The following is a 6,728-nucleotide window of genomic DNA, read 5'->3' on the forward strand; positions in this document are numbered from 1 at the left end:
GCCTGATGCAAGAACTTTCTGGCAACCCTTGGTGCCATCTTCGCCAATAGCGCTGAATACGATGACATTGGCATTGACACCATATCGCTCAGCGAGCACTGTCATCATTTGATCGTAGGCACGTTCGTGTAGCGAAATCGTATTAGGTAGCAATGTATTTTTATTATCAATAGCAAAGCCACTGCCATCTGCAACTAATATTAGAGTTCCGTCACATAGCACGATAGGCTCATTCATTACTGATATCGAATAATCAGTATATTGCTCTAGATGCTTCACCAATACCTTAATATGCTCTTTAGCCACACGCTGCATCACAATAAAACTGATGGGCAAACCTGAAGACAGCGTGCTAAAAAACTCTCGTAATGCTTCAGGCCCACCAAGCGAACTATTCAACAACCAAACATTGCCTGACATAACGGATACATCTGCTATATCACTATCGCTTTTAATCGCTGGCTCTCTTACGCCATCGTCGCCAACCACTTTATCGAGTGGCTTTATATCAATATGAAGTTCAACTTTGCTCAGCAGATCCGTTAATTTGATATGCAGGTGTTGCTGCCAATCTTGATCATGAGCAGAATCGCTAAAGAGAACAGGGCGTACTTCGGCGCTAACAAGTTCATTGAGATGCTGTAATTGACTATTATCAGCGCCATCAAGATCAACCACTAGCGCACTGGCACCTTCAAACAGCCCCGCTACAATCTGATCGTGAACCAATACAACGCTTTGACTGATTGTCCAGCCACAACTTTCTAGCGGCTCAGACAAGCGCTGAATCGCTTCTGGTTTGCATACCAGTAACCCTAATTTCTTCCCGATTTGTGTTGACATAAAGGCATTAAACGTTAGATCTACGCACCAAACATCGACATATCAAGCATGAACTTGAGGGCTAACTTGTCAGAGTTAGCTAAAGCGTGCTCACAGACCCCTGCCAGCACTACTTATCTGTCAGATGCTTAATTACATCATAAAGTTCTTGATCTCGATACGGCTTGTTCAACCAAGCGGCAATACCATGACGTTGTACTTGCTCCTCATCACGGTCGCTAGCACTGATAAGCACAACTGGTAAAGCATCGTATTGTGGTTGTTGTCGCAAACTATCAATCAGCTGAAATCCATCCATCTGTGGCAATTGCAGGTCCGTCAGCAATAAATCAATATGCACCTCATTAGCAATAGCTAATGCCTCTTCTGCGGTTTTTGCCACAACGACACGGTAGCCGTGATTATGTAATAATTTTTCACAATAACGGCGCGTAGTAAGCGAATCATCAACCACTAATATCCTTTTCGCTGCTGATACTTTGCACCGACCAAATAGCGACTGCGTGGCGTTTTCACCATCGCGCCTAACATGCGATTGAGAGACAAGGCGCAGAAAAAAATCAGGATTAAGTACCGGCACCAAGACGCCCTCTTCAAGCAAACCGATACCCGCCAGGTAAGCCGCTTGGGATAACTGCGAGCCAGCAGGGTCAATGATAATATTCTCATTACCTTCAACCGTATCGACAATCAAAGCAAACTGAGCATTTTCATCATCAAACAACAACGCCCTTGACTGACCACTAGATGGCCGTGCTTCAACGTGCTCCCCCTCTACGTGCCCTTGGGGTGCAAGGGGGGACAAAACCGAGCCTCGGGGTGCAGTGTATCCCTGAGGACTAATCATAAATAGATCCTCAAGCGTGACACATGCATAGGTTTTTTCAGCAACTGTTAACGCTTGTTCGGGTTGCTCTTTATTAATGGCGATTGAATCGATCCGCCCAGGCAAAGCAAATCGTCGGCCTGCAACCGTTACGATTGTTGCAGGAATCAAAGCCGCAGAATACGGTAAATTAAGTGTAAAACAGCTTCCTTTGCCCAATTCGCTAACGACTGAAAGGGTTCCACTCAACTGCTCTATTGTGGTTTTAACGGCATTGAGACCGACACCACGTCCAGACACTTGTGTTACCAGCGGTTTAGTTGAAATGGCTGGATTAAATAGTAACTCAAGCGCTTTTTCTTCACTAAAGTCTGCGTCTTGATCAATCAGCTTTTTAGCCAAAGCGCAGCGCCAAAGCGCGCGCGTATCAATGCCCGCACCATCATCCGTTATCGTGACTGCAATACCTCGTGCATTCACTGTGCAAGCAATAAGAATCGATGCCCTTGCAGGCTTGCTTGCATTCACTCGTAACGCTTCTGACTCGACGCCATGATCAACTGCATTACGCAGCAAATGGCCAAGCGCCGCAGAAACACAACTTAAGACAGTGCGATCAAACTTTATAGCGCAATCATCAATGACTAATACAACGTTCTTTTCAAGCTGCATCGCGGTCTGCTCAACAAGGCGTTGATAAGCGCTCGCGTTAATATCCAGACCAACCATCCGTGTATCTACCAACGTCTGGCGCATTAATCCTGTTGCATCTGAAATGGTATCAATGCGCGTTTCAATATTACCAACATGACCTAGCACTTGATTCGTGGCCAAGCGTAGATCACTGACGGCTTCAGCCAAACGTACTTTTTGCACTCCAGGAGCTCCTTCCAATATACCCCTCGAGGGGGTACTAAAAAGAGCCCCCTTGAGGGGTGCATCTTGTCCTGATGCCATCGCGTTATACCCCTCTCCCGTGTCATCAAGCTCAGCAGATAAGCGATGAATCGTCGCGTCGAGCTCTGCCACAACCACCATGGCCTTAGCAACATCATTAAACAACTGCGCTTGGCCAACTAATTGCTCAGCATTAAGCTGCAACAATCGCTGCAAATGATTGTTATTGTCCTGCGTGTGAACCATGACATCCAGTGCAAACTGATCTGGTATTTCAGTCTGGCTTTGATCGGGCGGGGAGACACCCTGAAAAAACTTGCCTGGCTGAGGCTGAATCGTAAGCATGCGTGACATGCTCGCGATTGATTGCTGAAACGACTCCATCAGGGAACTTGATGCTGGCAATACCCCAGCTTGTATCGAAGCTAACATCGATTCTAAGCCATGGCATAAGTAACCTATATCATAATACCCTGCAAGGTGTGAGCTACCCTTTAGAGTATGCAATAAACGCTGTAACGCCAGCATAGGCGTGCTCCGCTCATCACTACCACGCCATGTTTCCATTTGCGTATTAAGCTCAGCCAGCAAGCTCGACGCCTCATGGATAAAATTATTAATGATGTCACGATCTATAGCACTATCTACGACCCCGGCTGTTATGTCGCCCGTTATCTGGGCGCTATCATCAGTGATAATGCCTTTATCAATAAACTCATTCACCGTAATCGGCTCAGCCCTATCATCTACTTGGTCACTTACCTCGCTAGACGGTGAAGAGTCTATTAGCGCTAATTCAGCTTGATCAATGCCTAATTCAGCAAGCCGTGTCTCAGCTAATTGCAATAACTCATCAACATTAAGCGACATTGCAGCATTCATCTGTGTTGCTTCATCCAAAAAATACGCCAAAGCGGCAATCGCTTCAGCAAACACCATGTAATGATCGTTATCAAGAATTTCTTGATTATCACAAGCTTGCGACCCTTGCAATTCAACCAGGTAATGTTGCGCCTGCAAACAAATCTTTGCCTGCCTGTCCAGGCCAATCAATTCAAAACAACGCATAACGCGGTAACATGTATCGTAGGCGCTAACCAACACGTCAGCATTAGATTTGTCAGCCAACCACAACTCTAATGAGCGTTCCATCAGCGCCAATTCACGGCGACATTCAAGCAGCGCTTGGCGTGTTGAATCACCTTTAATAACTAATAGCTCAGGATCACTTGGAGGTGCACCAATTGCCCGACCTACAGTATCTTCACTACTGTCAATTTCGCGGCCATGACCGCTGCGACGATCGCGTAAACCATAGCGGCCTAAAATGCTTATTACACGCTCACTATGCTGATAGCAATTAGCCGCAATGTGATGTAGCGCATCTTTAGTAAGCGCCGTTGGCACATAAGCTGTATCTGCACCAGCTAACTGGCGTATATAACGTTCGACATGCGCTAATAATAGCCGTACAGATTGACCCACCTGGGAACAACCACGTTGTGAATCGATTAGCGCAGCCATCACTTCAAAAAATTGAATATGGGGACGTTCGACTGCAGCAAGCCTTAAGTTATCAGCGATCGCTACCAAGATGTTAATTGAATTCAGGTTTTGGCAATCTTGATACCAGGCTAGCAACGCCGCTTGAAATTGATGCGCCTTGTTCTTAGCTACCACCACAAATTTATCGGTGCTTGCATTGAGGTTTTGGTTTACTGGCACCACCCCAAGGTCAATAGTATAAATTTCATTGGCAGAGACCGCCTGCTCGCCTCGGTCTGCCCGCAATATATTGATCACTGACAAAAGGCGATAACTAGCAGCGGCACTCAATGTCTCTTGCTGCAACGTGCCCTCTCTCAAGGGGGGGCAAAACCGAGCCTCGGAGCATACTGCCGTTTTTAAATCAGACAGCGCATTAGAAATCGATATCAAGAGTGTACTTTTATCAAGGCCTTGCTTGTTTACGACAACAGAAAGAACCTCGCCAATTTCTTTAGCCAACAATGCTGTCGCCCTGTTTGACAGCATACTAAGCGCACCACTAACGCATTTTAGTTCAAGTGAAAAATACTCTATCTCGCCGACAGACAGTGATTCTTTTTTCTCATCAACAAGCTTTCGACAATAATCAATAATTTGAAGTGATTGTTCACCCACAACATGATCAGCCATCGAGAAAGTTTTACGAGCAGCACTCACTGTTTTTTTCCTTTATCAAGCGCATCGCCAGCATCTGGCTCTTTTAACGTTCCCAGCTGTTCAGTGGCCAGCTTATTCAGTTGCTTTATACCAACATCACTATCTACCGCTGCTACTGACAAACGCTGATTGCCCTCTTGCAATGCATCCAAAATTAATGCTATCGCTTCAATATGCCGCGCCTGCTCCCTATCAGCACCGGCAATAGTCCGAGCAAAGTCAGACAATCCTTGATCAATCTTATTGATATCGTCGATTGCGCTAGACTGAAGGCGCTCAAAGGCTCCTGTTATGCCTTCAACACGATTCATTTTCTGTAGCAGAGGATTCGTGGCCAACGTCATATCGTTAAGTAATTGTGCAACATCATTTGCTTGCCCATGATAACGTCGAGTTAATGATTGTAATTGTTCAATTGCTCGTCGCAGCACTCTATCGCTGCCAGACCTACTTGCAAGCGTAGAGCTCAGATCAATCACCTCAAGATTAATACGTTGTGACAACTCAACTAATGAACGCAAACGATCATCGATATGCTGGTGTAGCTGTCGCACTGCATGCACAGTGACTTCCGTTGGCTGGCTGTCATCCACTTTCACTAATTGTTTTTTCGCTACGTCAATCTGTTTTAACAAAGACTGTAACTGCGCCTGCGTCTGCATAACCTGGCTTGCCAACACTGTCGAGCCCGACATTTGCCCTGACACCACATTGTTAATCTCAGCGCTTAAGCGTGCAATATTAGTAGCCTCTCTGTCTACGATCACCATCACCTCAGACTTTTCTGTTGCCACACGCTTAATCAACGGTAAAAAATATTTCGCTATTTTCTGATCCAGTGAGTTGACATGCGCCATCATACGATTGACTTGCTCGACCAAATGCTGGCAATCAATCGATTTAGAACTCGCATTAATCGCGTGATCACCCTCAGAAAAATTAGCTATCTGTCTTGCAATGCTATCAACGCCTGTCTGCAAATTTTCCTTTTCAAATAACAATGCCAATTTCTCATCACTCATCTGACGAATGTGACAGTAAGCCCTATAAAACAACCAGAACAGCAACAGTGCAAGGGATGAATAAAGCCATGTTTGTTTTTTTCCTGGCGCTCTAGCTGCTCGCAAATAATCGGCAATCAATTGCTTAACAGGCCGCACTAACAAACCACTATCTTCGATAAGTAACTGTGCATGTTTATTCATGTCGCGCATCACCACAAGTGATGTGGTAACCCTACGCATATTCTCTACTAGCTCAACCAAATGTTCAGCTATCACATCGATATTAAGCAACAAGGAAACATCAAAATCATCTTGGTTAACTGCTGCCAATGTTGCCTTATTATCAGCAACCATAATGCCAAGACTTTTTTCCAATAGAAATAAATCAGCTTCGATAGAATCTGAAAGTGCAACGCGCGCATTCGCATTAACTGCACTGAGAACACTAGCAGTCGCAGCGTTAGCATTCGCCGCCATACGATGTAGTATCAATCGTTGCTCGCGCAATAAGCGTAGCCTGGCAGGATTTTTTAACGCAACTCGTAGCGCATCAATAACGTGGTCATGTTCTACCAATATAGTTGGGAGACGTTGATCGGTGTCTTCAACAGCAGCACGCAAACGTCGCAATTTTTCATCCATAGCGAGCAAATCAGATGCAGCTTCACGAATGGGTTTCCAAATATCGTTTAATTGCTTAAACGTCTGCCAGGATTCACTTTCGCCCTGCTGATATCCAGGCCGTAGCACATCAAGATTTTGTTGGTAGCGCTCAACGTTTGATGCCAACTTTACAAACTCGTTCAATTTAAGCTGGCTAATAGCAACGGCATGATTTGCCATTAAAGCTGACAAAGAATTGAGACTCAATAACTGGTTAATATGTTTAACATCTTGCTCGCGATGCTGATGTAAAAACCAGGCGCTAACAACAATCTGTACCAACAACACAA

The 6,728-nt window shown here is 45.3% G+C and carries 3 protein-coding genes; all 3 read right to left on the reverse strand.

The window, feature by feature from the left end; all coding sequences use genetic code 11:
• Nucleotides 1–843 (reverse strand): hypothetical protein (locus JKY90_05810; protein ID MBL4851779.1); only part of this gene is annotated, 843 nt, incomplete at its 3' end.
• A 109-nt stretch (nucleotides 844–952) separates the two neighbouring features.
• Nucleotides 953–4,744, reverse strand: coding sequence for a response regulator (locus tag JKY90_05815; protein ID MBL4851780.1), 3,792 nt, complete (start codon nucleotides 4,742–4,744; stop codon nucleotides 953–955).
• Between the two features lie 23 nt (nucleotides 4,745–4,767).
• On the reverse strand, nucleotides 4,768–6,728 hold a 1,961-nt coding region (locus JKY90_05820; protein ID MBL4851781.1), incomplete at its 5' end, for a hypothetical protein.

Source organism: Gammaproteobacteria bacterium (genome assembly GCA_016765075.1).
Taxonomy (GTDB): Bacteria; Pseudomonadota; Gammaproteobacteria.